General features: G+C 71.6%; 17 protein-coding genes. 9 read left to right on the top strand and 8 right to left on the bottom strand.

What is annotated here, in order from left to right:
- Positions 1-65: 65 nt before the first annotated feature.
- On the bottom strand, positions 66-2,420 hold the full coding sequence (locus OG470_RS13925) for a putative bifunctional diguanylate cyclase/phosphodiesterase (protein WP_442931194.1): 2,355 nt from the start codon (positions 2,418-2,420) through the stop codon (positions 66-68).
- A gap of 128 nt (positions 2,421-2,548) precedes the next feature.
- Here OG470_RS13925 and ilvD point away from each other — a divergent pair, with 128 nt between their 5' ends.
- Entirely contained in the window at positions 2,549-4,396 is a 1,848-nt protein-coding gene (gene ilvD / locus OG470_RS13920) for a dihydroxy-acid dehydratase (protein WP_328424375.1), read from the top strand.
- A gap of 230 nt (positions 4,397-4,626) precedes the next feature.
- Positions 4,627-5,463 carry a hypothetical protein gene (locus OG470_RS13915; RefSeq protein WP_328424373.1) on the top strand — a complete coding sequence of 279 codons (837 nt, stop codon included), beginning with the start codon at positions 4,627-4,629 and terminating at the stop codon, positions 5,461-5,463.
- A 175-nt stretch (positions 5,464-5,638) separates the two neighbouring features.
- Here OG470_RS13915 and OG470_RS13910 read toward each other — a convergent pair whose 3' ends face one another.
- Positions 5,639-6,829: an ROK family transcriptional regulator gene (locus tag OG470_RS13910; protein ID WP_328424371.1), complete on the bottom strand. Its 1,191-nt coding sequence runs from the start codon at positions 6,827-6,829 to the stop codon at positions 5,639-5,641.
- Positions 6,830-7,022: 193 nt separating this feature from the next.
- Between OG470_RS13910 and OG470_RS13905 the strand changes: the two genes are divergently transcribed.
- The 6 genes from OG470_RS13905 to OG470_RS13880 are packed head-to-tail and all read left to right on the top strand — an operon-like array spanning position 7,023 to position 12,016.
- Positions 7,023-7,751 (top strand): amino acid ABC transporter ATP-binding protein, encoded by a 729-nt coding sequence (locus OG470_RS13905; RefSeq protein ID WP_328424369.1) that lies wholly within the window; start codon positions 7,023-7,025, stop codon positions 7,749-7,751.
- A 19-nt stretch (positions 7,752-7,770) separates the two neighbouring features.
- Entirely contained in the window at positions 7,771-8,739 is a 969-nt protein-coding gene (locus tag OG470_RS13900; protein ID WP_328424367.1) for a glutamate ABC transporter substrate-binding protein, read from the top strand.
- Positions 8,740-8,755: 16 nt separating this feature from the next.
- A complete protein-coding gene (locus OG470_RS13895; protein ID WP_328424365.1) occupies positions 8,756-9,400 on the top strand; it encodes an amino acid ABC transporter permease in 645 nt (214 codons plus the stop codon).
- Positions 9,397-10,263 (top strand): amino acid ABC transporter permease, encoded by an 867-nt coding sequence (locus OG470_RS13890; protein ID WP_328424363.1) that lies wholly within the window; start codon positions 9,397-9,399, stop codon positions 10,261-10,263. The genes OG470_RS13895 and OG470_RS13890 overlap by 4 nt, the downstream gene beginning before the upstream one ends.
- Complete coding sequence (locus OG470_RS13885; RefSeq protein WP_328424361.1) at positions 10,260-11,276, top strand: asparaginase; 1,017 nt, start codon at positions 10,260-10,262, stop codon at positions 11,274-11,276. The genes OG470_RS13890 and OG470_RS13885 overlap by 4 nt, the downstream gene beginning before the upstream one ends.
- Positions 11,273-12,016 carry a copper homeostasis protein CutC gene (locus tag OG470_RS13880; protein ID WP_328424359.1) on the top strand — a complete coding sequence of 248 codons (744 nt, stop codon included), beginning with the start codon at positions 11,273-11,275 and terminating at the stop codon, positions 12,014-12,016. The genes OG470_RS13885 and OG470_RS13880 overlap by 4 nt, the downstream gene beginning before the upstream one ends.
- 109 nt (positions 12,017-12,125) lie before the next feature.
- On the opposite strand, the gene OG470_RS13875 is transcribed toward OG470_RS13880, so the two are convergent.
- The 5 genes from OG470_RS13875 to OG470_RS13855 all read right to left on the bottom strand — a co-directional run bounded on the left by OG470_RS13875 (position 12,126) and on the right by OG470_RS13855 (position 18,656).
- Positions 12,126-12,662 carry a hypothetical protein gene (locus tag OG470_RS13875; protein WP_328424357.1) on the bottom strand — a complete coding sequence of 179 codons (537 nt, stop codon included), beginning with the start codon at positions 12,660-12,662 and terminating at the stop codon, positions 12,126-12,128.
- Between the two features lie 254 nt (positions 12,663-12,916).
- Positions 12,917-15,367, bottom strand: a complete 2,451-nt coding sequence (locus OG470_RS13870; protein ID WP_328424355.1) for a glycoside hydrolase family 2 protein — start codon at positions 15,365-15,367, stop codon at positions 12,917-12,919.
- The gene (locus tag OG470_RS13865) at positions 15,364-16,206 is read right to left on the bottom strand and encodes a carbohydrate ABC transporter permease (protein WP_328426337.1); all 843 of its coding nucleotides are present in this window, start codon (positions 16,204-16,206) and stop codon (positions 15,364-15,366) included. Before OG470_RS13865 ends, OG470_RS13870 begins: the two co-directional genes overlap by 4 nt.
- 65 nt (positions 16,207-16,271) lie before the next feature.
- Positions 16,272-17,291 (bottom strand): carbohydrate ABC transporter permease, encoded by a 1,020-nt coding sequence (locus tag OG470_RS13860; RefSeq protein WP_328424353.1) that lies wholly within the window; start codon positions 17,289-17,291, stop codon positions 16,272-16,274.
- Between the two features lie 84 nt (positions 17,292-17,375).
- A complete protein-coding gene (locus OG470_RS13855) occupies positions 17,376-18,656 on the bottom strand; it encodes an ABC transporter substrate-binding protein (protein WP_328424351.1) in 1,281 nt (426 codons plus the stop codon).
- Positions 18,657-19,040: 384 nt separating this feature from the next.
- On the opposite strand from OG470_RS13855, the gene OG470_RS13850 reads away from it, so the two are divergent.
- Positions 19,041-20,060, top strand: a complete 1,020-nt coding sequence (locus OG470_RS13850) for a LacI family DNA-binding transcriptional regulator (RefSeq protein WP_328424349.1) — start codon at positions 19,041-19,043, stop codon at positions 20,058-20,060.
- Positions 20,061-20,081: 21 nt separating this feature from the next.
- Here OG470_RS13850 and OG470_RS13845 read toward each other — a convergent pair whose 3' ends face one another.
- The gene (locus OG470_RS13845; protein WP_328424347.1) at positions 20,082-22,553 is read right to left on the bottom strand and encodes a GGDEF domain-containing phosphodiesterase; all 2,472 of its coding nucleotides are present in this window, start codon (positions 22,551-22,553) and stop codon (positions 20,082-20,084) included.
- Positions 22,554-22,646: the final 93 nt, after the last annotated feature.

Below are 22,646 nucleotides of genomic sequence, written 5' to 3'. Positions count from 1 at the left end.
GCACTCTCAATGAGGGAGAGTGCGCTCAGGTAAGTACTCGCAGCGACCGGTACGACGACATGCGGCTAAGCCTGACGCATCTCACGCGATGAGTCAACTGATCCCACATGTTGGTTAACGGAACGCGGCGCGTCCGCCGGCGACACGCCCTCGGCAACCGGGATGACCTGCCCGGGCCCGCCCGAAACCCGGCGCGGCGCGGGCAGCGGCGCGGGTCGCGCACCCGGCGAGGTGGCCGCCTCCAGCATCGCCTCCAGGTGCTCGGCCGGCACACCCCAGCCGAAGAGCGCGCCCTGACCGAACCGGCAACCGGCCGCCACCACCGCGGCCAACTCCGTCGGCGTGGTCACCCCCTCGGCGATCACCTCCAGCCCCAGCTGGTGGCCCAGTCGCATGACGATGTCGACCATCGGCGCGAACGCCGGGCCGTCCTTGCCGACCGGGCGGACCGGCTCGTGCTCGGCGACCAGGCTGTGGTCGATCTTCAGGATGTCGATCGGCAGCCGGCGGAGCTGCCCCAGCGAGGAGTAGCCGGCGCCGAAGTCGTCCAGCGCGATCCGCACGCCGGTCAGCCGCAGCGCGGTCAGCCGCCGGATCAGCTCGTCCAGGTCGGTGGCGACCGCGTGCTCGGTGACCTCCAGCACCAGCCGCTGCGGCGGCACGTGGTGGGCGCGCAGCGCCTCGGCGACCTGGACCACGTACTCCGGGGCGTGCAGCTCGCGTGGCGAGACGTTCACCGAGACCCAGACGTCGTGCCCGTCGGCCAGCCAGCGGGAGAGCTGGTAGCAGGCCTGGTGCAGCACCCAGGCCCCGAGCGTGGCGATCATCCCGCACTCCTCGGCCAACGGGATGAACTCGTCCGGACGGACGTTGCCCAGCTCGGGGTGGTGCCAGCGGAGCAGCGCCTCGGCGCCGACCGGCCGCACCGACGGCAGCGAGGCCACCGGCTGGAAGGCCAGCCGCAGCTCGTCGCGCTCGATGGCGCCGCGCAGCTCGTGCTCCAGCGTGGTGCGCCGACGCAGCAGCTGGTCGTACGTGGCGTCGTAGCGCTCGATCCGGTTCTTGCCGCGCTGCTTGGCGTAGCGCAGCGCCAGGTCGGCGTGGCGCAGCAGCAGCTCCACGTCCGGCTCGCCGGCCCACCCGGCCACCCCGATGCTCACCGACAGGAAGACCGGCCCCTCCGGTTGGTCGTACGGACGGTTGAGCACCCCGAGCAGCCGCTCGGCGACCCGGTCCGCCTCGGCCGGCCGCCCCGGCATGAGCACGGCGAACTCGTCGCCCCCGAGCCGGGCCGCCACATCGCCGGGGCGCAGGTTGCCGCGCAGCCGCCGGCCCACCTCGGCCAGCACCGCGTCGCCCACGTCGTGGCCGCGCATGTCGTTGACGTTCTTGAAGCCGTCCAGGTCAAGCCCGAGCAGCACGCACGGGGTGCCCGCCGCCGCGCTGTCGTGCAGCGCGCGCAGCAGCCCCCGCCGGTTGGCCAGCGCGGTCAGCGGATCGGTGTGTGCCAGCTCACGGAAGTGCGCCTCCCGCTCGGCCAACCGGCCGGCGTAGTCCCGGACGTCCTTAAGGGTGAGGTACTGCCGGGCCACCAGGGCGAAGCCCTCCACGCTGCCGGCCACGATGCCCGCCGCGGTGAACCGGCCGCCCTGCAGGAGGTGGTGCATCGCCGAGGCGGCCATCGCCAGCATCGGGGCGATCGCGTACTCGCCGTCGCGACCGGTCAGGTCCAGCTCGACCTGCCCCGGCCGGTCGGCCCGGAGCACCGCGAGCGCAACGGTCAGCAGGCCGGCGGCGAGCACCACCGCGCCGGTCAGTGCCATGGTCGGCCCGGCCTGGCAGAGCCCGGCGGCGAGACCCAGCCCGCCGCAGGTCACCGCGCTGATGCCGACGCCGAGCGCGGCCAGTCGCTGGCGCGGGGCGGCGGCCCGGAAGACGACGATCACGGCGAGCCCGGCGCCGAGCGCGGCGGCCACCGTGGCCACCAGGATCGCCGGGCAGGCCATCGGGGTGGAGGCGCCGAGCAACCGGGTGGGCTCGGAGAAGAGCACCCAGCCGACGAACCACAGCGCGGCGGCCATGATCAAGCCGTCCAGGGCGAGCCGGGCGGTAGCCGCCGAGGTGGCGGCCACCCCGGGCAGCCGGAGCAATCCGGCCGCGAAGGCCAGCCCGCTCACCGCCGTGCCGATCGCCACCACGGTGGCCCAGCCGGTGCGCTGCCCCTGCTCGTGCGCCCAGTGGTCGTTCGCGGCGAGCGCGGCCACCACCCCGACCACGAGGCTGAGCAGAGCGACCCCGGCGGCCACCGCGAGTAGCAGATGCGCGGGCCGGCGCGACCCGGTGCGCCGCCGGGCGACCACGGTCAGCAGTACGACGGCCGCAGCGGCGACGAGCCCGCTCAGCACCGCGACGGCGACCATGCCCGGGGGGAGATGCACGCCCCCAAGAGTGCCGGATGCGCGCTCGTCGTGGGGGACCGGATGTGCATCTGTTGGGACACGCGCGCACTCTGGACAGCCACCGTGGCGGCGGTGTCAGACTGGTACGCATGCCTGAGCTGCGGTCGAAGACCTCCACGCACGGTCGGACGATGGCCGGCGCCCGGGCCCTCTGGCGGGCCACCGGGATGACCGACGACGATTTCGGTAAGCCGATCGTCGCCATCGCCAACAGTTTCACCCAGTTCGTGCCGGGTCACGTACACCTCAAGGACATGGGCGGCCTGGTCGCCGACGCGGTGGCCGAGGCCGGCGGTGTGGGGCGGGAGTTCAACACCATCGCGGTCGACGACGGCATCGCGATGGGCCACGGCGGCATGCTCTACTCCCTGCCCAGCCGGGAGTTGATCGCCGACGCGGTGGAGTACATGGTCAACGCGCACTGCGCGGACGCCCTGGTCTGCATCTCCAACTGCGACAAGATCACCCCCGGGATGCTGCTGGCCGCGCTGCGGCTCAACATCCCGACCGTCTTCGTCTCCGGCGGCCCGATGGAGGCCGGCAAGACGATGGCGATCGAGGGCGTCGTGCACAGCAAGATCGACCTGATCGACGCGATGATCGCCTCCTCGAACGAGGCGGTCACCGACGACCAGCTCGGCGAGATCGAGCGCTCCGCCTGCCCCACCTGCGGCTCCTGCTCCGGCATGTTCACCGCCAACTCGATGAACTGCCTCACCGAGGCCATCGGGCTGGCGCTGCCCGGCAACGGCTCGACGCTGGCCACCCACGCCGCGCGCCGGTCGCTCTTCGTCGAGGCCGGCCGCACCATCGTGGAGATCTCCAAGCGCTGGTACGACGGCGACGACGACTCGGTGCTGCCCCGCACGGTCGCCTCCAAGGCAGCCTTCGAGAACGCCGTCGCCCTGGACGTCGCGATGGGCGGCTCCACCAACACGGTGCTGCACCTGCTCGCCGCCGCCCGCGAGGCGGAGATGGACTTCGGCGTCGCCGACATCGACGCGATCTCCCGGCGGGTGCCCTGCCTGGCCAAGGTCGCGCCGAACTCGCCGCTCTTCCACATGGAGGACGTGCACCGCGCCGGTGGCATTCCGGCGATCCTCGGCGAGCTGGACCGGGGCGGGCAGCTCAACCGGGACGTGCACGCCGTGCACTCGCCCTCGCTGGCCCAGTGGCTGACCGACTGGGACGTACGGGGCGGCTCGCCGACGCCGACGGCGGTCGAGCTGTTCCACGCCGCGCCGGGCGGGGTACGCACCACCGAACCGTTCTCCACCACCAACCGCTGGTCGTCGCTGGACACCGACGCGGCCGAGGGCTGCATCCGGGACCGGGAGCACGCGTACTCCGCCGACGGTGGGCTGGCCATCCTGCACGGCAACCTGGCCCCGGAGGGCAGCGTGGTGAAGACCGCAGGTGTGCCGGACGACTGCCTGACCTTCCGCGGGCCGGCGAAGGTCTACGAGTCCCAGGACGACGCGGTGACGGCGATCCTGGCCAAGCAGGTGGTCGCCGGGGACGTGGTGGTGATCCGGTACGAGGGCCCCAAGGGCGGCCCCGGCATGCAGGAGATGCTCTACCCCACCTCGTTCCTCAAGGGTCGAGGGCTGGGCCGCTCCTGCGCGCTGCTCACCGACGGTCGCTTCTCCGGCGGCACCTCCGGGCTCTCCATCGGGCACGTCTCCCCCGAGGCGGCCTCCGGTGGGCTGATCGCCCTGGTCCGCGAGGGCGACGAGATCGTCATCGACATCCCCGGCCGGTCCATCGAGCTGAACGTGCCGGAGGACGTGCTCCAGGCCCGGCGGGTCGAAGAGGAGAAGCGCGACAAGCCGTACACCCCGACCGACCGGCAGCGGCCGGTGTCGGCGGCGCTGCGCGCGTACGCCTCGATGGCCACCTCGGCCAGCGACGGCGCCTACCGCCGCGTCCCGGAGTGAGCGGACGCATCCCGGGACGCTCTGCGCTCGCCTGATCAGCGATATCGGGGTATCCCGTCGACTTGGACACCGCGATGTCGCCGACCCCTTGCCGATCACCCGCGCAACGCGGTCCTGGGCACCAACGATAGATCGACGGAAAGGTGTTGCCCCGGGGTCGACAGCGTGGGATAGCGTGTCGTCGGTCTATTGGGGAGAGCCCCAAATCCTTCGGGGAAAGAAGCGCTCACGTGTCACTTTGGAAGAAGACCGCGGTGGTAGCGGTCTCGGCGCTCACTGCGCTCGCTGTCTCTGCCTGCGGCGCGAAGTCCGGCTCGTCCGAGGCGCCGAAGCAGCCCAGCGTCCTCGAGCTGCTCGCCAGTGATCTCAAGGGATCGTTGCAGAAGACGGTCGACGCCACCGACAAGACCGATTCGGTGACCGTGACGATGACGGGCACGGCGGGCGGCGAGAAGATCTCCGTGCAGGGTGTCCTGGACCTGGGTGACCCGCTCAAGGCCGAGATGAAGACGTCCGACCCGGACGGCACCACGACCACCGTCCGGATGATCGGCGCTGTGGTCTACGTCGAGATCCCGGCGGAGGACCGCGAGAGCACGGGCGGAAAGCGCTGGATGAAGATGGACCTGAGCGCCGTGGGCGAGCAGGCGGGGATGGACTTCACCAAGCAGTTCGAGGACGTCGACCCGATCAAGCAGGTCAAGACGCTGCTCGCCACCGAGGGTGTGACTGTGGTCGGGCAGGAGACGGTGAACGGGGCGCCTACCGTCCACTACACCGTCACCACCCCCGTGGCGACCTACCTCGGGCAGGTCGACGCCAAGCTGCGGGCGGACGTCGAGAAGGGGCTGGCCAAGCAGGGCGTCAAGGAGATCAAGATCGACCTGTGGGTCGACGAGCAGTACCGGCCGCGGCGCGCGGGCATGGTCATGGGCAAGATGGGCGACATGGTGGTCGACTACACCGACTACGGCAAGGCGGCGACCATCGAGACGCCGGCGGCGGCCGAGACCGCCGACTTCGCCGAGATGCTCAAGGGCCTGGAGGGCCTGACCGCCGGCAACTGACCAGAATCGGAATACTGCCCGGTCGGCGAGGAGACTCACCGGCCGGGCAGTGCCGTTTCAGGAGCCGGGCAGGCCCCATCCCGGAGCCACGCCGTGCCCATTGACCCGGCACGGCCGGTCTTCGCGGTGCCGCACGCGTACGCAGTCCTTTCAGCGAGGGCTGGTGTGCAGCGGGTCAGTTACTTGCCACGACGTGGTCGATCACCAGGTGGGCGGCGCCCGTGATGCCGACATCCTGGCCGGTGGCAACCCGCTCGATGAGCAGGGTCTGGGTGGCCAGCGGCAGGCACCGCTCGTAGAGGGTGCCCCGCATGCTGGCGAGCAGGGGTTCGCAGTCGGCGAGCCGGCCGCCGATGGCCACCACCTGCGGGTTGAAGAAGTTGACCACCACGGACAGGATCTCGCCGATGGCCCGGCCAGCCTGCCGGGCGAGCGCGGTGGCATGCCGGTCACCGTCGTCGATCAGGCGGATCACGCCGGTCAGGTCGGAGACCGGCACGCCCTGGTCACGTAGCGCGGTGACCAGGGCCGCGCCGCTGGCCACCGCCTCCAGGCAACCGGCGTTGCCGCAGGTGCAGGGTGGTGCGGGATCGGCCACCACCCGGCAGTGGCTGATGTCCCCGGCCGATCCCTGTGCGCCCCGGTGCAGCCGTCCACTGGAGATCACTCCGGAGCCGATCCCGGTGCCAGCCTTGATGTAGACGGCATGGTCCAACTCGGAATGTGCCGTGCGGTGCGCACCGAGCGCCATCAGGTTGGCGTCGTTGTCCACGAGGACCGGTACCTCGACCCGGTCGGCACAGAAGGCGGCGACGTCGAAGCCGTTCCAGCCGGGCATCCGGGACGGGCTGACGATCCGCCCGGTCGCGTGCTGCACCGGGCCGGGGATGCCGATGCCGATGCCCCGCAGCGTGCCCGCCGCCACCGCACGGCCGGCCGCTTCCCGGCCCGGACCGGGGGCCACGGCCACCAGCGCGGAGACCTCGGCCAACAACCCACCGAGCACCTCCTCCGGACCGTCCTCGATGCGCACCGGCAGGGTACGGGCCTGGACCACCCGGCCGGAGAGATCCAGCGTGCCGACGCGTGCGTGATGCGCCCCCAGGTCGATGGCGCCGACCACGGCGCCGCCGGTGGGCACGGCGAGCTGGCGCGGTCGTCGGCCACCCCGGGACCGCCCGGCGCCGGTTTCCTCCAGCAACCCCTCGTTGATCAACGCCTCCACCCGCTGGGAGACCGTCGAGGGGGACAGCCCGGAGAGCCGGGACAGGTCAGCACGACTGACGGCCGCTCCAGTGGCCACCCAGCGCAGCAGCTCCCGGGGGCTGCTCCGGAGAGCGTCGCGCGGCGCGTCGTCAATCGTCACGTCAGCTTCTTAGCACCCACAGTTTGTTCAAGCAACCGGTTGACTTAATTTCTCGTCTACCTTTAGATGGCGCTGTTGCTTCGATATGAAGCAAACTTAGTTCTGTAGTCGAAGAAAGTGGGGACGTCTGGTGGCACCGACGACGGTCTCCGATCGCGCCGGCCGGTCCGGGACGACGGGTCCGGACCGACCGATGGTGTCGGTCCGCGGCCTGAACAAGTGGTTCGGTCCACTGCACGTGCTCAAGGACATCGACCTCACGGTGGCCGCCGGCGAGGTGGTCGTCGTGGTGGGGCCATCCGGCTCCGGAAAGTCGACCCTGTGCCGCTGCCTCAACCGGCTGGAAACGGCCGGTCAGGGCACCGTCGAGATCGACGGTGAGCCGCTGCCCGCCGAGGGCCGCGCGCTGGCCCGACTGCGCGCCGACGTCGGCATGGTCTTCCAGTCCTTCAATCTCTTCGGGCACAAGACGGTGCTGGACAACATCACCCTCGGCCCCACCCGGGTCCGCCGGATCGCCCGGCCCGAGGCACGCCAGCAGGCGATGACGCTGCTGGAGCGGGTCGGCATCGCCGACAAGGCGAACCACCACCCCGCCCAGCTCTCCGGCGGGCAGCAGCAGCGGGCCGCCATCGCCCGGGCACTGGCCATGCGGCCGAAGGTGCTGCTCTTCGACGAACCGACCTCGGCCCTCGACCCGGAGATGGTCAACGAGGTGCTCGACGTGATGGTCTCTCTCGCCGCCGAGGGGATGACCATGATCGTGGTCACCCACGAGATGGGCTTCGCCCGCCGCGCCGCCGACCGGGTCGTCTTCATGGACGACGGCCGGATCGTCGAGTCCGGCGCCCCCGACGAATTCTTCGCAGCCCCGCGCACCGAGCGGGCCCGCGACTTCCTGTCCAAGATCCTCCAGCACTAGCCCCCAACGGGAGGGTGTCATGTCAATCCTCAAGATGAGCTTCACCGGGCGGCGCTCGCTCGCCCTCACCGCCACCGCGGTCGCGGTGGCCCTCGCCGCGACGGGCTGCGGCGGCGACAGCGACAGCGGCGCACCGGCCCTGCCCGGCAACCCCGGCCTGGGCGGCGACGGCGTGGTCGCCCAGTCGGTGTACGACGCCGCCCCGGTGGCCACCGACGCGGACATCCCGGCGGGCTCCGCCATGGACGCGATCCGCAAGCGCGGCTACCTCAGCGTCGGCGGCTCGCTGGACGCACCGCTGCTGTCCCAGCAGAACCCGGTCAGCGGCACCATCGAGGGCTTCGACGCCGACATGGCCAAGCTGCTGGCGAAGTACATCACCGGCAAGACCGAGGTGAAGACCACGACCATCGGCACCCAGACCCGGGAGGCGATGCTCCAGGCCAAGTCGGTGGACGTCGTCTTCCAGACGTACACCATCACCCCGCAGCGGGCCACCCAGATCGCTTTCGCCGGGCCGTACCTCACCTCCGGTCTGGCGGTCGGGGTCCGCAAGGACGACACCTCCATCAAGAGCGTCAAGGACCTCGCCGGCAAGACCGTCATCGTCGGGGCGAACACCCCAGCGGTCACCGCGCTGCCCAGCGCCGCTCCTGGCTCGAAGCAGATCGCCTTCGGGACCGACCCTCAGGCGCTGCAGGCGCTGCTGCAGAAGCGCGGCGACGCGTACGTGCAGGACTTCACGCTGCTCGCCTCCGGCGCCAAGGCGAACCCGGGGATGAAGGTGGTCGGCGAGCCGTTCACCACCGAGGCGTACGGCATCGGCCTCAACCGGGAGGACGCGCAGTTCAAGGAGTTCGTCAACAAGTGGCTGACGAAGATCCAGGCCGACGGCACGTGGGCGAAGGTCTGGGAGGCCACCCTCGGCTCGGTGGTGGAGGGCGGGGCGCCCACTCCGCCGGCCCTCGGTTCCGCCGACGGCTCCTGAGTAGCCTCCCGCGCCGATGGACGCCCTCACCGCCCACCTGAGCGAACTCGGCCACGGCCTGGTCACGACGGTCGAACTGACCGTCGTGACCACCGTCGGCGCGATGCTGCTGGGCATCATCGTGGCCACCCTGCGGATCGCCCCCGTACCGCTGCTGCGCGCCATCGGCACGGCGTACGTCGAGGTGTTCCAGAACCTGCCGCTGCTGGCCCTGCTGGTCCTCTTCGTCTTCGCGCTGCCGACCATCGGCATCACGTTCCCGCTGTTCACCTCCGCCGCGATCGTCATCGCCGTCTACGAGGGGGCGTACCTGGCCGAGGCGATCCGGGCCGGGATCAACACGGTCGGCGTCGGCCAGGCCGAGGCGGCGCGGGCCATCGGGCTCACCTTCGGTCAGTCCCTGCGGCACGTGATCCTGCCGCAGGGACTGCGGGCGGTGATCCAGCCGATCGGCAACATCTGCATCGCGCTGCTGATGAACACCTCGCTGGCCGCCGCCGTCGGCGTGGTCGAGTTGACCCAGGCCGCCAACACCGTGAACCTCATCGAGGCCCAGCCACTCGCCGTCTTCACCGGCGCGGGCCTCGCCTACATGCTGCTGGCCTTGATCATCGGTCAGGTCACCGGCCTGCTCGAGCGAAGGCTGGCGATCGTCCGATGAACCAGACCCAACAGATCCTGTTCGACGAGCCCGGCCCCCGGGCCCGGCGACGGATCCGGATCGCCACCGTGCTGGGCGCTGTCATCCTGGTCGGCGCCGTCGTCGCGGCCGTGTACCAGTTCGCCAGCCACGGCGAGCTGGCCGCCGCCCGCTGGGAACCGTTCACCACCTGGCCGATCTGGCGGTACCTGCTCAACGGGCTCTGGGCCACCGTGCGCGCCGCCGCCGCGACCGCCGTGCTCAGCGCCGCGCTCGGGTTGCTGCTGGCGCTCGGCCGGCTGTCGGCGCACCGACCGCTGCGGTGGTTGGCCGGCGCGTACGTCGAGATCTTCCGGACCGTACCCACGCTGCTGCTGATCTACGTGACGCTGTTCGCCCTGCCGCAGTACGGGATGAACTTCCCGCTGTTCTGGAAGCTCGTGGTGCCACTGGTGGTCTCCAACTCGGCGGCGTTCGCAGAGATCTTCCGAGCCGGCATCCTGGCCCTGGACCGGGGGCAGACCGAGGCCGGCCTCGCGGTCGGGCTGCGCCGCGGCCAGGTGATGGCGCTGGTGGTCCTGCCACAGGCGCTGCTCCAGCTCACCCCGTCCCTGGTCAGCCAGCTGGTCGGGCTGCTCAAGGACACCTCGCTCGGCTTCGTGGTCAGCTACACCGAGCTGCTCTACAGCGGGCAGGTGCTCTCCTCGTACACCCACCTGCTGATCCAGACATTCCTGGTGGTGGCGCTGATCTACCTGGTGGTCAACGCGTCGCTGTCGAAGTTCGCCCGCGTACTCCAGGCCCGCAACGGTCGGTTCACCGGCCGGCGCGGACGACGATCCGCGGACCTGCCGCCGTCGCTCACCGAAGGGAACATCCGGTGACCATCCCCCGGTACGCCGAACTGGCCCGGGTCGTCCGCAACGGTTTCGTCGAGAGCCGGCACTACGGCAGCGTCGTGGTGCTCGACCCGGACGGCGCGGTCGCCCGCACTGCCGGCGTACCCGACGAGCCGGTGCTCCCCCGCTCCACCCTCAAGCCGGTGCAGGCGCTGGCCTGTCGGATCGCGGCGACCGCCGGGCCGCGCGACACCGACCCACTGACCGGCCGGGCGCTGGCCCTCGCCGCCGGCAGCCACACCGGCGACGACCGGCACGTCGAGGTGGTCCGGGCGATGCTCGCCGGCGCGGGTCTGACCGAGGACGCGCTCGGCTGCCCGGTGGACTGGCCGGAGGACGAGCCGACCCGGGACCGGCTGATCCGCGCCGGCGGGCAGCGCGAGCGGATCCGGATGAACTGCTCCGGCAAGCACGCCGCGATGCTCGTCGCCTGCGTCGCGCGGTCCTGGAGCACGCACGACTACCTCGATCCCGACCACCCGCTCCAGCGGGAGACCGCCGCCACCGTCGCCCGACTGGCCGGCACGCCGATCACGCACCAGGCGGTCGACGGCTGCGGCGCACCGCTGTTCGGCCTGCCGCTGACCGGCCTGGCCCGCACGTTCCAGGCGCTGGTCACGGCACCCACCGGCAGCGACGAGGAGCGGGTCGCCCAGGCCATGCGCCAGCACCCCGAGTACGTGGGCGGCTGGCACGGGCACCCGAACACCGACCTGATGCGGGCGCTGCCCGGAGTACTCGCCAAGGGCGGGGCCGAGGGCGTACTCGCGGTGGCCGCCCCGGATGGCCACGCGGTGGCGGTGAAGGTGGTCGACGGCTCACCCCGAGCCACTACCGCCATCGCGCTCGCCGCCCTGGAGGCCGTGGGCGTACCGGTCGGCGGGGCCGACGCCCTGCGCCGGGTGCCGGTGCTCGGCGGCGGCGAACCCGTGGGCGCCGTCACCGCCGTCATCGATTGGACCGCGGCATCGTCTCGCACCGAAAAGGAAGAGTCATGAGCACATTCGAGATCTGCATCGACAGCGTCGAGGGGGCGGTCTCCGCCGAGGAGGCCGGGGCCGACCGGGTGGAGCTGTGCTCCGCGCTCTTCGACGGCGGGTTGACCCCCAGCCTGGGCACCATCGAGACGACCCTGCGCACCGTCACCCGGATCCGGGTGCACGTGATCGTCCGGCCGCGGGCCGGCGACTTCATCTACTCGCCGCTGGAGATCGAGGCGATGGAGCGGGACGTGCGGGCCGCGGTGGCGGCCGGCGCGCACGGCATCGTGATCGGCGCGCTGACCGCCGAGGGTGACGTCGACGTACCGACCACGCGCCGGCTGATCGCCGCCGCCGGCGACGCCAGCATCACCTTCCACCGCGCGTTCGACATGGTCCGCGACCCGTACGCGGCCCTGGAGCAACTGGTCGAGCTGGGAGTGCACCGCGTGCTCACCTCCGGCCAGGAGGTCAGCGTGCTGGAGGGTGCTCCGCTCATCGCCGACCTGGTCCGCCGGGCCGCCGGACGGATCGTCATCATGCCGGGCGGCGGCATCACCCCGCGCAACATCGCCCGGATCGTCGAGGCGACCGGCGCCGACGAGTACCACTTCGCGGCCCTGGTCAGCTCCGACAGCCCGGCTGTGCACCGCAACCCAGCGCCGCTGATGGGCGGCACTCTGCACCGGCCCGAGTACGAGCGGTCCGGCACGTCCGGGGCGTTGGTCGGCCAGGTGCTGGCCGCCGCCCGGGCCTGACCCGCCACGCACTCCGACGAGCGGTGGGCCTGAGGGACGTCCTACCCCTCAGGCCCACCGCTCGTCGCTGTCGCCCGGTCGATCGCCCCGGACTGGCCCACGGGCAGCCTCAGTAGGCCACCAGCGCGATGAGCAATGAGGACACCGCGGCGACCAGGAGCACGATGCCGGTGCCGAGCCCGACCACCGCACTCACTGCCACGGCGCGCGCCCGGGCCACCGGGATCGCCGCGACCGCGATCAGGGTGACCAGCGCGGCGACCACATGGATCAGCGGGTAGTCCATCAGTACCGCCACCGGGAAGAGGTGCACGCCCACGACAAGGGCGACCCAGGGGGCGGTCAGCTCACGGCGCCCCAGCAGGGCGAGTAGGCCGGCACCGACGGCGGCAGCCCCGAACTCGATCCCGACGACGATGCCGAAGGTGCGGCTGGTGTCGGCGTCGAACGCCGTACCGTCCGACCAGTGACTCCAGGCGAGGAGACCACCGGCGGCGGCCGTCAGCAGCGAGAGAACCGAACCGGCGATGAGCACCGGCCGCCACGGCTTCGGCGGCGCCTCCTGAGCCCAGCCGAACCAACTGGAGGCGAAGAACCCGAAGACGAACGCCGTCGCCGCCGCGTCTCGGACATGTTCGGTGATCATTGCGCTCCCCCGGGGTACCGCCTGGCTCGACGACCGTTTTCGCCTCTGTCGGCCGCGCTGTCACCAGCGTCCACGACGCGGTAATACTGCCCTGACGGTGCGCTCGCCGACAGCGCGGGTTGCGGTCGCTAAGGCCATGGCCCCCTGTCCCGTCACGAGGTTGCTGGCGACGCCGATCGGGATGAACGCCGCCAGCCCCGCAACCTGCCATGGACTGTCTGGAGCGAATCGGCCGAGGCGACCGGTGACGCTGCTTAGCTTCGCCCGATGTCGTTGACGCAGCGCAGCACCGGCCGGGAGGTGAGGGCTGCGGCGTCCAGCGGGGTGTCGGCGTGGACGGTGAAGGTCGTCGACTCCCCTGGCAGCAGGGTGACCAGCACCTCGTCCACCTCGGCGGACGGCTCCAGCCGGTCCGGGAAGAGGGTCAGGTCGCGCAACACCGTGCCGGCGGTGACCCGGACCCGCTGTCCACCGTCGACCGGCTCGACCGTCGCGTCCCAGGCCGCCGCCGGCCAGTCGACGTCCCGGTCCTCGGCGAAGAACCAGAGCGCACGCCGCGCGCTCTCGCCCGCCTCGGCCACCAGCAGCTCCCGCCGGTCCTCCTCCGGCTGCGACAATTCCGCCGGCAGCGTCAGCGTCACCGCCGAGTACGCGGGGACGTCCAGCTCCATCGTCGTCTTCGCCCGGGGCTCGCCGGTGAGGGTCAACCGGGTCACCGAGGCCGACGCCCGCCAGGGCGTGCCACCGTCGTTCACCGCGACCAGTGCCAGGCCGCCTTCGCGGGGCTGCACGGTGAGCAGCCGGTCGGCGTACGCGTGGCGCAGCGCGTACCACAGTGGTTTGCGCCGGCCGTCTCCGTCGACGGCCGACCAGGAGGTGACCGGCCAGCAGTCGTTGAGCTGCCAGACGATGGTGCCCGCGCAGACGCTCCGGTGCGAGCGGAAGTGCTCCACCCCGAGCTGGATCGCCCGGGCCTGGTTGAGTTGCGTCAGGTAGTGCCAGTCGTCGAAATCTGCCGGGGCGGGGAGGTGCGCGTCCAGGCCGCGCTGGAGCTTGGCGTCCCCGCCGGCCGCCTTCTGGTGGTGCGCCATCCCCGGCGAGTCGTGGGCGAGGGGTTCGTCGCTCAGCGCCCGACGCAGGGTGGCGTACGCCGGTGGGCCCTGGTAGCCGAACTCGGCGACGAAGCGCGGCACGTACTCCCGGTATTTGCGGTAGTCGTCGGTGTTCCACACGTCCCAGATGTGCGTGGTGCCGTGCGCCGGGTCGTTGGGGTGGATCTCGTCCGTGCCTGACCAGGGGCTGCCCGGCCAGTATGGGCGGATCGGGTCCAGCTCGCCGACGATGCGGGGCAGCACGTCCAGGTAGTAGCCGCGACCCCAGGTGCGCCCGGCCAGCACCTCCTGCCAGTCCCAGTCGTGCCAGCCCCAGATGTTCTCGTTGTTGCCGGTCCAGAGCACCAGCGACGGGTACGGCGCCAGCCGGGTCACCTGCTCAGCGGCCTCGGCGGCCACCTCGCTGCCGAACGGCTCCTCCTCCGGGTACGCGGCGCAGGCGAACAGGAAGTCCTGCTGGACCAGCAGTCCGCGCTCGTCGGCGAGGTCGTAGAAGTCCGCCGACTCGTACCGGCCACCGCCCCAGACCCGCAGCAGGTTGATGTTGGCGGCCGTGGCCTGGTCGAACCGCTCGGCCAGCCGCTCCCGGGTGACCCGGTTGGGAAACACGTCGTCCGGGATCCAGTTGACCCCGCGTACGAAAACCGGGACGTCGTTGACCGACAGCGCGAACGGGGTGCCGTGCTCGTCGGGGGTGGTGTCCAGTCGGACCGAGCGGAAGCCGATCCGCCGGGACCAGCTGTCCAGGATGTCGCCGTCCGGCGCGTGCAGGGTCACCTCCATCAGGTGGCGCACCTGCTCGCCGTACCCCCGGGGCCACCACAGCGCGGGCTCGCGGGCGGTGAGGGTCAGCACGGCCGTGCGCTGCCCGGCCGGGACGACCACCTCGGCGTGGGCGCCGGCGACGGTGGCCCGGACGGTCAGCGGGACGTCCGCGACCCGCTCGACCTCGACGTGCAGCTCGACCCGCCCGTCCCGGCCGGCCAGGGTGACCAGCGGGCGGACGGTGGCCAGCCGGGCGGTGGACCAGGCGTGCAGGCCGATCTCCTGCCAGATGCCGGCGGTGACCAGTGTGGGGCCCCAGTCCCAGCCGAAGTTGCAGGCCATCTTGCGGATGAAGTGGAACGGCTCCGGATAGGCGTTGGGCCGGTCGCCGAGCCGCTCCTGCTGCGCCTCGGCGTAGCGGTAGGCGGAGTCGAACGCGACGACCAGGTCGTTGTCGCCGTCGCGCAGCAGCGCTCGGACGTCGAACCGGTAGCCGCGGTGCATGTTCTCGGTGCGGCCGACCTCGACACCGTTGACGGTGACCGTGGCGACGGTGTCCAGGCCGGCGCAGACCAGGTCGACCCGGTCGTGGTCGCCCGCCGGGCGCCGGAAGCTCGTCCGGTAGCTCCAGTCGGTGCGCCCGATCCAGGCCAGTGCCAGTTCGTTGTCGTCGAGGTAGGGATCGGGGATCAGCCCGGCGTCGAGCAGGTCGGTGTGTACGCAACCGGGCACGGTGGCCTGGACGGTCAGCCCGGCGATCTCGGCCGGCACCTGCGCTCCGGGCGTCGCCCGCAGGGTCCAGCCGTCGTGGAGTGCCTGTCGGCTCAAGACTTCACCGCACCTTCCATGATTCCGCGGACGATCTGCCGTCCACCGATGAACAACATGATCAGCAAGGGGATGGTAGCCACGAAGGCACCGGCGAGCACCCGACGGTAGATGACGTAGTTGCCGCTGGCCAGGTCGGAGATGGCGACCATCGAGGTCGGGTAGTCGGTGCCGCCCAGGGTGATCAACGGCCACTGGAAGTCGTTCCAGGTCGCCACGAAGGTGAGTAGGCCGAGCACCGCGAGGGCCGGCCGGATCGCCGGCAGGACGATGGACCGGTAGACCCGCATGGTGGTCGCGCCGTCCATCCGGGCCGACTCGATCAGCTCGTCGGGGACGGTGTTGAGGATGAACTGCCGCATGTAGAAGACGCCGAACGCGGTGACCAGGCCGGGCACGATGACCGCCAGCAGGGTGCCGTTCCAGCCGAGCTTGCCCATCACGATGTACAGCGCGACGACGCCGAGCTGGTTCGGCACGGTGAGGGTGAGCACCACGAACAGCATCAGCCACCGGCTGCCGGCGAAGCGCAGTTTGGCGAAGGCGAACCCGGCCAGGGAGCAGAAGAACAGCATCGAGACGGTCACCACGGTCGAGACGATGACGCTGTTGATCAGCGAGGCGGCGAAGTAGACGTCCTGGAGGGAGAAGACCTCGTCCAGGTTGACCAGGAACCGGTCCCCGGGGATCACCGCCGGTGGGATCTGGGCCAGGGCCTCGTCGTTGCTGGTGGCGATGACGAACATCCAGTACAGCGGGAACGCCGCGAACAGCATGGTGGTGGCCAGCAGGAGGTACGTCCCGACGCCGGCCGGGGTGTCCTGCGGGGCGCGACCCATCAGGGCGGCCCGTCGCCGGCGGCTCTTGGTGACCGCCGACCGGGGCGGTGTGGTGTCGACGGCGCTCACCTGGATCGCCCTCCGGAGAGTCGGTTGGTCAGCAGCGTGTTGATCCCGGCGACGACCAGGATGATCAGGAAGAGCGCCCAGCTCATCGCGGCCGCGTAGCCGAGGTTGAGGTCCTTCCAGCCGACCTTGTAGATCAGCTGGGCGATGGTCTGCCACTCGCCGTTGGGTCCGCCGGTCGCGGCCTGGGCGTTGAGGTCGAAGAGCATCGGCTCGATGAAGAGCTGGAATCCACCGATGGTGGAGAGGATGACGGTGAACACGATCACCGGCTGGATCATCGGCACGGTGATCCGCCAGAGCTGACGCCACGGGCCGGCCCCGTCGACCGCGGCGGCCTCGTAGACGTCGCGCGGGATGGACTGCATGGCGGCCAGGTAGAGCAGCGCGTTGTAGCCGATCCACTTCCAGTTGACCATCGTGGCGATGGCGATCCAGGCGTGCAGCTTGTCGGCCCGCCAGTTGATCGGGTCGTCGTCGCCGATGCCGAACAGGCCGAGCACCCAGTTGGCCATCCCGAAGTCGCGGGAGAAGAAGACGCTGAACACCATGGTCGAGGCGACGATCGGGGTGACGTACGGCAGTAGCACGCCCACCCGCCACCAGGTCTGCGCCCGGAGCCGGCGGTTGAGCAACGACGCCACGATCAGCGCGAGCAGCAGCTGTGGCACCGAGGAGAGCAGGAAGATTCCGAAGGTGTTGTAGAGCGCGTTCCAGAAGTCGTCGTCGCCGAAGAGCTGGCGGAAGTTGGCCAGGCCGGCCCAGCCGGTGAGCGTCGGATCGTCCAGCCGGTAGTTCCGCAGGGCGATGACGCCGTTGAAGATCAGCGGGAACAGGCCGAAGACCAGGAAGATCAGGAAGAACGGCGCGATCAACACGTACGGCATGTACCGCATGTCGAACCGGTACAGCCGGTCGCGCCAGCTGGGCCGGCGGTGGTCCGGGTCGGTGCCGTGACCGTGCCGCCCGGCGGCGGCACGGCGGCCCGACGACGCGGGCGCGGCGCGGGTGGTGGACATCGGGACACTCCAGGGCCGAAGAGACGGGGTACGCGCGGATGGCGCGGGGGCGGCCCGGGTCCGGCCCGCCCCCGCCCAGCGGGCTCAGGAGGTGCTGGCCTTCTCGGCTTCCTTGACCGCCTCGGCCCAGGCGGCCTCGGGCTTGAGGGTCTTGTTCTGCACCCGGATCAGCACGTTCTCCACAGCCACCCGGGTCGGGCCGTTCTTCTTACCCAGGTACTGCGGGGTCAGGCCCTGCGCCATCTTCGGGAAGATCTGCCCGACCGGCGCGTCGGTGAAGAACGGGTTCTTGAAGTCGGCGATGGCCGGGTCGCTGTAGAGGGCGGGCTGCGACGGCAGATTGCCGACCTTCTTGAAGATCTCGATCTGCTGCTCCGGTTGGACCAGCCACTCCAGCAGCTTGTACGCCTCGTCGACGTGCTTGCTCTGCTTGGGGATGGTCAGAAAGGAACCGCCCCAGTTGCCGCCGCCACCGGGCACGGCGGCGATGTCCCACTTGCCCTGGGTGCCGGGGGCGGTGTCCTTGATGTGCCCGAGCATCCAGGCCGGGCAGGCGAGCACGGCGAAGGAGCCGCTGGTGAAGCCCTTGTCCCAGTCGGCCTGAAAGCTGGCCAGGTTGGCGGAGAGACCGGCCTGGATCGCCTTGATGGTGTAGTCGAAGGCCACCTTCGGGCCCTGCTCCATCTGGAGCTGGTCCTGCTCGTTGTAGAAGCCGACCTGCTGCTGGCCGAGGATCGGGTTGAACAGGTTGCTGCCGGCGTCGATGAACTTCTTGTTGGTCTTGCCGGTGTACTGCTGGCCGACCTCGATGAACCTGTCCCAGGTGGGCCAGAGCGCCGAGACCTGGTCGCGCTCGGTGGGCAGCCCGGCGGCCTTGAACAGATCGGTGCGGTAGCACATGGCCAGGCCGCCGGTGTCGGTGCCGAGGCCGATCTGGGTCTTGCCGTCGGCGGAGAGCGACTGCTTCCACTTCCAGGCCAGGTACTTGCTCTCGTACGAGCCGGCGCCCTTGTCGAGCAGGTTGACGAACTTGTCCGACTGGCTGCGGAACTGCACCATGAAGCCCTCGTCGATGGCGGCGATGTCCGCCGCGCCGGAGCCGGCGACCAGCTTCTTCTGCAGGTCCTCGTGCTGGGCGTTGTACTCCCCCGAGTTCAGCTGGATCTTGACGTTCGGGTTGGCCGCCTCGTACTTCGTCTTGAGGTCCTGGAGGCCGAAGTCACCCCAGAAGTTGATTTTCAGGGTGACCTGCCCGTCCGTCGCGCCGGAATCCTGCCCGCTCTTGCCGCTGCACGCGGCGACCAGGGCGAGACCGACCGTGCCCACGGTGACCGCGCGGGCCCACCGGGTCCAGGAGCGTTTCATGGCATCCTCCGAACAAGTGGGAACGCTCCCGACATCGAGAGACGTTGACTGAACCGGATAAGTGAGGCCACCGTACGGGCCGGTTCCAGGAGTGTCAACGGCTCGTTAACGCGGTGCACGAACGGTCCAGGTAAAGGGTCATGGGAGCGCGAACAGGCGTGGTGTAGCGCTTGCTGTCGCAGCTCCGTGTACCGGCCGGCACGCCGGAACCGAGGACGCACCGGTACGCTGAACCGGGCAAGTACGCCGCGCCCGACGGCCGAGGTCTACCGTGGACGGTCGGTTGGCAGCCGCCGACACCGGTTGCGCTAGGTTGAGGCCCCCGGCTTGCCGCGGCAGTCAGAAGATCCGACCCCCGTGGCCGGAGAGTGGAGGAGCACGCCGGTGAAGCGGCCGACCATCGCCGACGTCGCCCGACGAGCCGGGGTGTCCAAGGGCGCCGTGTCGTACGCGCTGAACGGGCAGCCCGGCGTCTCCGAGGCCACCCGGCAGCGCATCCTGGCCATCGCCGCCGAGATCGGGTTCAGCCCGAGCAGCGCCGCCCGGGCCCTCTCCGCCGCCACCGCCGAGGCCGTCGGCCTGGCCCTGTGCCGGCCCGCCCGGATACTGGGCATCGAGCCGTTCTTCATGGAGCTGATCAGCGGCGTCGAGGCCGAACTCTCCGCCCGCTCGTACGCCCTGACCCTCCAGGTGGTGGCCGACCACGACGCCGAGATCGCGGTCTACCGACGCTGGTGGGGCGAGCGGCGGGTCGACGGCGTACTCGTCTGCGACCTGCGCACCGACGACCGCCGCATCCCCGCACTGGAGCAGCTCCAACTGCCGGCGGTGGTGATCGGCGGGCCGGGCGGCACCGGCGACCTGGCCAGCCTCTGGTCCGACGACGCGGCCGCCCTGACCGAGGCGGTGGAGTACCTGGTCGCGCTCGGGCACCGGCGGATCGCCCGGGTCGGCGGCCTGCCCGACCTGCGGCACACCGAGATCCGCACCGAGGCCTTCGCGGCGGTGTGCCAGCGGCTCGGCCTGGTCGACGCGGTCACCGTCTGGTCCGACTACACCGGCGAGGAGGGCGGACGGGCCACCCGCCGGCTGCTCAGCTCGGCCCAGCGGCCCACCGCGGTCATCTACGACAACGACGTGATGGCCATCGCCGGGCTCTCCGTCGCCCAGGAGATGGGGCTCACCGTGCCGGGTGACCTGTCCATCGTGGCCTGGGACGACTCGCCGCTCTGCCGGCTGGTGCACCCGCCGCTGACGGCGCTGGGCCGGGACATCCCGGCGTACGGCGCGCACGCCGCCCGGCAACTGCTCGCCGTCATCGCCGGACAGCCCGCGACCCGGGTGCAGGACGAGACCCCGCACCTCACCCCGCGCGGCAGCACCGCACCGCCCCGGGACAGGTGAACCGGTTCACCCCGGGGCCGGTCAGCGGGACGTCGAGGGAAACTCCTCGAAGTACGCCTCGACCCGCTCGGCGGTCGCCGGGCGGGCCAGCGCGAAGCCCTGCCCGTACCGACAGCCGGCCCGGTGCGCCCCCTCGACCTGGGCCGGTGACTCCAACTCCTCGGCGACGATCTCCACTCCCAGCCGCTCGCCGACGTTGACCACCACGTCGATCAGCGGCGGCTGCCCGTCCGGCCGCGCGCCCACCAGCTCCGGGCCCACCTTGAGCAGATCGATCGGCAGCCGGCGGAGCTGGGCCAGCGAGGCGTGCTCGGCCCGGAAGTCGTCCAGGGCGGTGCGGACTCCCAGCGACCGCAGGCCGGCCAATCGGGCCACCACGGTCGACAGGTCGGCGGCGACCCTCGGCTCGGCCACCTCCACCACCAGCCGCTCCGGCGACACCCCGTACGCGGCCAGCACGGCGGCGGCGCGCTGCACGAAGTCGGGGGTGGTCAGCTCCCGGGTGGTGACGTTGACCGCCATCCACAGCTCCCGACTGCCCGCCGACCAGTCGGCCAACTGCCGGCAGGCCCGGTCCAGGACCCACCACTCCAGCTCGCCGACCAGGTCCAGGTCCTCGGCGACCGGCAGCAACTCGGTCGGGAGCACCGTGCCGAGCACCGGGCTGCGCCAGCGCAACAACGCCTCGGCGCCCACCGGCTGCCGGCTCGCCAGGTCGAGCACCGGCTGGTAGACCAGGTCCAGCTCGCCGCGCGCCACCGCACCGGGCAGCTCACGTTCCAGATCGAGCCGGCGGACCAGCTGCTCCTCCAGGAACGCGTCGTACCACTCGACGCGGTCCCGGCCCAGCTGCACGGCCCGCCGCCGGGCCAGCTCGGCCTGGCGGAGCACGTCCGCCGGCCCGGCGCCGCTCACCTCGGCCAGCCCGATGCTCGCCTGCACCCGCAGCACCGACCCGGCCAGCTGGTAGGGCGGGGTGAGCACGGTCAGCAGCCGGGTGCCCAGCGCATACGCCACCACCGGGCCGGCGGAGGTGACCACGGCGAAGCCGGCGCTCGTGCACCCGACGACCAGGTCACCGGGCGCGATGATCGCGCGGGCCCGGCGGACCGCCTCGGCAACCACGTCCTCGCGGCCCGTCGGCCCGATCGCGTCGGCGCTGTGCAGGTCCACCAGCAGCAGCGCGCCGACCGGGACCGGCACGTCGCCGATCGCGGCGAGGGCGTCCAGCAGGGCCGCGCGGTCCCCCGGACCGCCGCCACCGGACAGAACGGACCGACGGCCGAACGCCGACCAGGTCGCGCCGTCGTCGGGCGGCCAGGTCGAGCCGACGCCGTACGAGATGGCCGACCCGACAGCAGTCGTACCTGGGTGCTCCGACGTGCCGAGCCAGCGCTGCTGAGCCGCACGGCGGTGCCGGACCGCCCGACCGCTACGCCGGCGGTGTGCGGCACGCCGCTCGGGGAAGGCCGCGTCACCGGCGCGTAGCAGCTCGCGCAGCACCAGTGGCGGCACCGCCGCCAGGGCCAGCAGCACGCTCGTCCGATCCGGCGCCCGGCCCGCGCCCAGGTGCAGGCCCCCCGCCAGCAGCAGCACCGCCGCCGGAAGCACCGCCCGGGGCCAGGCCGGGGCGACCCGACCCGCCGCCGCCGCCGCCGCGTCGCCCGTGGCCACCGCGTAGCCCGCCGCCACCGCGTCGCCCTGCGCCACCGCGTTGCCCGCACCGAGCGCGGTGAGCAGCATCCCGAGCACCAGCGGTGGCACGGCCAGCAGGGCCGCCCGACCGGCCGACGCGGGCGGCAGGGCCGTCAACAGCACCAACCCGACCAGGGTGAGCAGGACCCCACCCCGGCAGATCGCGCCGGCCGCGCGTCGGTACGGGCCGGTGAACGCACTGAGCGCCGCCATGCCAAGCCCGCCGAGCACCAGCGCGGCGGCCATCCGGGCCGGCACCGGCAGCGTGTCGCGGGGCAGCAGCAACCAGCCGGCGAGGGCCAGCCCGATGGCCGGGCCGGTCGCCTCGATCAGCAACCGCAACCGGGCCTGGTTCGGTGACCGCGTCCGGCCGACGAGTCGGCGCAGCCCGGCCGCGGACAGGGCCGCCACGACCAGCGACCCGACCAGCGCGGCGGCCCGATGCCCGCTGTCGGCCAGCGGCAACACAGCGGCGCTGACACCGGCTGCCACCACCGCCGCGTCGAGCAGCACCGCCGCCGCGCGCGGCGAAGAATCGGGGTGCGACAGATCGGGGTGCGACGGATCGGCGGGCGACAGATCGGCGGGCGACAGATCGGCGGAGCCCCGGGTGGCCAGCCGGGAGAGCCGCACCCCGGCGAGCGTGGCGCCCGCACCGCCGGCCAGTGCGATCACCACCGACGTCGGGGCCAGGCCAGCGGCGCCGGCGAGGACGAGCAGCGTCACCGCCGCGGACACGGCGACCTCCGGCGCCGCCCGGCGGGGGACGAGGACGCGGAACGGGTACGCGAGGAGCACGGCGGTCGCCTTCGTGAGGGGGCACGGGGCGGTGCGGCGGTGCGGGACATCGGACGTTGCGGGTCCGCTGCCCACCAGTCGAGAACGACCGGC

This window comes from Micromonospora sp. NBC_00389 (assembly GCF_036059255.1).
Classification (GTDB): domain Bacteria; phylum Actinomycetota; class Actinomycetes; order Mycobacteriales; family Micromonosporaceae; genus Micromonospora.
The sequence above is the reverse complement of the archived record's forward strand: the minus strand, read 5'-3'. Positions and strand labels throughout refer to the sequence as shown.